The sequence below is a fragment of the Streptomyces hygroscopicus subsp. hygroscopicus genome (assembly GCF_001553455.1).
In the GTDB taxonomy this organism is placed as follows: domain Bacteria; phylum Actinomycetota; class Actinomycetes; order Streptomycetales; family Streptomycetaceae; genus Streptomyces; species Streptomyces hygroscopicus.
Genome location: NZ_BBOX01000627.1, coordinates 1 through 2,826, shown reverse-complemented (window position 1 = coordinate 2,826; position 2,826 = coordinate 1). Strand labels below are relative to the sequence as shown.

The window sequence follows — 2,826 nt, the reverse complement described above, 5'->3', positions numbered from 1 at the left end:
CCCCGGCCCTCGGTCCGCGCGCCCGTATGGACGCGCTGCTGACCCTGCGGCGCGCGGCCCGCGCCTGGGCGTCGCTCGCCCCGCTGCTGTCGGCCGCCGTCCCCGACGCCATCGACCTCACCGACGAGGAGGTCACCGAGCTGCTCGGACCGGCGGCCGGGGCGCTGGACGCCGCCGGAGTGCAGGTGCACTGGCCCAGGGAGCTGGCGCGCGGGCTGACCGCCCGCGCCGTCATCGGCCCGGACGACGACGCCCAGGACGAGGCCGAGCCCCGGTTCCCCGCCTTCCTCTCCGCCGACGCGCTGCTCCGCTTCAGCTGGCGGTTCGCCGTGGGCGACCAGGAGCTCACCCGCGCCGAGCTGGACCGGCTCGCCGAGGCCAGCCGTCCGGTGGTGCGGCTGCGCGACCAATGGATCCTCCTCGACCCGGAGGCGGCGCGCCGCCTCCGGGACCGGCAGGACCGCAAACTCCCCCCGCCGACGCCCTCGGCGCCGCCCTCACCGGTCGCGCCCGGGCCGACGGCGCCGATGTCGAGGTACGGCCCACCGGCTGGCTGGCGGCCCTGCGGGACCGCCTCGCCGACCCCGAGGGGACCCGCGGCGGCCGGCGGACGCCCGTGCCCCAGCCCGCCGCTCTGGCCGCCACACTGCGCGACTACCAGCTGCGCGGCCTGGACTGGCTGGTCCGTATGACCTCGCTCGGTCTCGGCGGCTGTCTCGCCGACGACATGGGGCTCGGCAAGACCATCACCCTGATCGCCCTGCATCTGCACCGCCGGTGCGACCCCGAAGCCTCCGGGCCCACCCTGGTGGTCTGCCCCACCTCCCTGATGGGCAACTGGCGGCGCGAGATCGAGAGGTTCGCGCCGGGCACCCCCGTGCGCCGCTACCACGGGGCCGCGCGCAGCCTGGACGGCCTCATGGACGGCGAGTTCGTGCTCACCACCTACGGCACGATGCGGCTCGACGCGCGGCGGCTGGCCGAGGCCGGGCCGTGGGGCATGGTGGTCGCGGACGAGGCGCAGCACGTGAAGAACCCGTTCTCGGCGACGGCGCGGCAGCTGCGCACCATCGGCGCGAAGGCCCGCGTGGCGCTCTCCGGGACCCCCATCGAGAACAACCTCTCCGAGCTGTGGGCGATCCTCGACTGGACCACACCGGGCGTGCTGGGCACCCATGAGGCGTTCCGCCGCCGCTACGCCCAGGCCGTGGAGGGCGGAAGCGACCCCGAGGCCGCCGCGCGGCTGGCGGAACTGGTCCGCCCCTTTCTGCTCCGGCGCCGCAAGTCCGACCCCGGCATCGCCCCCGAGCTGCCGCCGAAGACCGAGACGGACCGGGCCGTCGCGCTCACCAAGGAGCAGGCCGGTCTCTACGAGGCGGTGGTGCGCGAGATCCTCGCCGAGATCTCCGGCACCGGAGGTCTCGTCCGGCGCGGACTCATCGTCAAGCTCCTCACCGGTCTGAAGCAGATCTGCAATCACCCGGCGCAGTACCTGAAGGAGGACCGGCCCGTGATCCCCGGGCGCTCGGGCAAACTGGAGCTGCTCGACGAGTTGCTGGACACCCTCCTGGCCGAGGGCGCGAGCGTCCTGGTCTTCACCCAGTACGTCCGGATGGCGCGCATCCTTCAGGACCATCTGGCCGCCCGCGGGGTACCGGCCCAGCTGCTGCACGGCGGGACGCCGGTGGCGCGGCGCGAGGAGATGGTGCGGCGCTTCCAGGACGGCGAGGTGCCGGTGTTCCTGCTGTCGCTGAAGGCGGCGGGCACCGGGCTCAACCTCACCCGGGCCGGGCATGTCGTGCACTACGACCGCTGGTGGAACCCGGCCGTCGAGGCACAGGCCACCGACCGCGCGTACCGCATCGGCCAGACCCAGCCGGTGCAGGTCCACCGCATCATCGCGGAGGGCACCGTGGAGGACCGCATCGCCGCGATGCTGACGCGCAAACGGCAGCTGGCGGATGCCGTGCTCGGCTCCGGCGAGGGCGCGCTGACCGAACTGACCGACGCCGAGCTGGCGGAGCTCGTGGAGCTGAGGGGGACCGGGCGATGAGCGGTGCCGAGTACGTCCACGACGGACCGGGCCGGGACGGCGCACGCGCGGACGGCGTCCGCGCGTGCGCCGTCCCGGGGACTCCGGCTCCCGTCGGGGCGGCGCCGATGGCGGCGGCGCACGCCCCGAGCGCACCCTGACCGCGCTGCCACCCGCCCGCGGCCGTGGCTTCGCGCGCACCTGGTGGGGCCAGGCGTGGCTGAAGGCCCTGGAGGACACGGCGCTGGACGGCGGGCAGCTCAGGCGCGGCCGGGGGCACGCGCGCCAGGGGGCGGTGGGCGCGGTGTGCGTGCGTCCGGGCCGGATCACCGCCGTGGTGCGGGACCGGGACCGCACGCCCTACCGGTCCGACGTCCTGCTGCGGGAGTTCACCGGGGCGGAATGGGACCGGCTGCTGGAGGTGGTCGCGGACCGCTCCGGCCATATCGCCGCCCTGCTGGACCGCGACATGCCCCCGCAGCTGGCCGAGGACGCGGCGGCGGTGGGCGTCGAACTGCTGCCGGGGACAGGCGACCTGGAGCCGGAGTGCGGCTGCGAGGCGTGGGACCACTGTCCGCACACCGCCGCGCTGTGCTACCAGCTCGCCCGGCTCCTGGACGAGGATCCTTTCCTGCTCCTGCTGATGCGCGGACGCGCGGAACGGGAGGTGCTGGACGAACTCCAGGCGCGCAGCACGGCCCGGGCCGCCCGGCACGTCCCGCGGGCGGCGGAGGACGCCCCTCCGCCGGCTCCGGAGGGCGTACCGGCCCGGGAGGCGTTCGCCGCGCCCGGCC

General features: G+C 75.6%; 1 protein-coding gene and 1 pseudogene. Both read left to right on the top strand.

Annotation, left to right across the window (positions count from 1 at the left end; translation table 11 throughout):
- A pseudogene (locus AXW62_RS39460) lies at nucleotides 1–2,053 on the top strand (SCO1167/SCO6262 family helicase); the annotation flags it as partial.
- A gap of 64 nt (nucleotides 2,054–2,117) precedes the next feature.
- Nucleotides 2,118–2,826: SWIM zinc finger family protein (locus tag AXW62_RS39455; RefSeq protein ID WP_442267824.1), on the top strand; the 709-nt coding region annotated here is incomplete at its 3' end.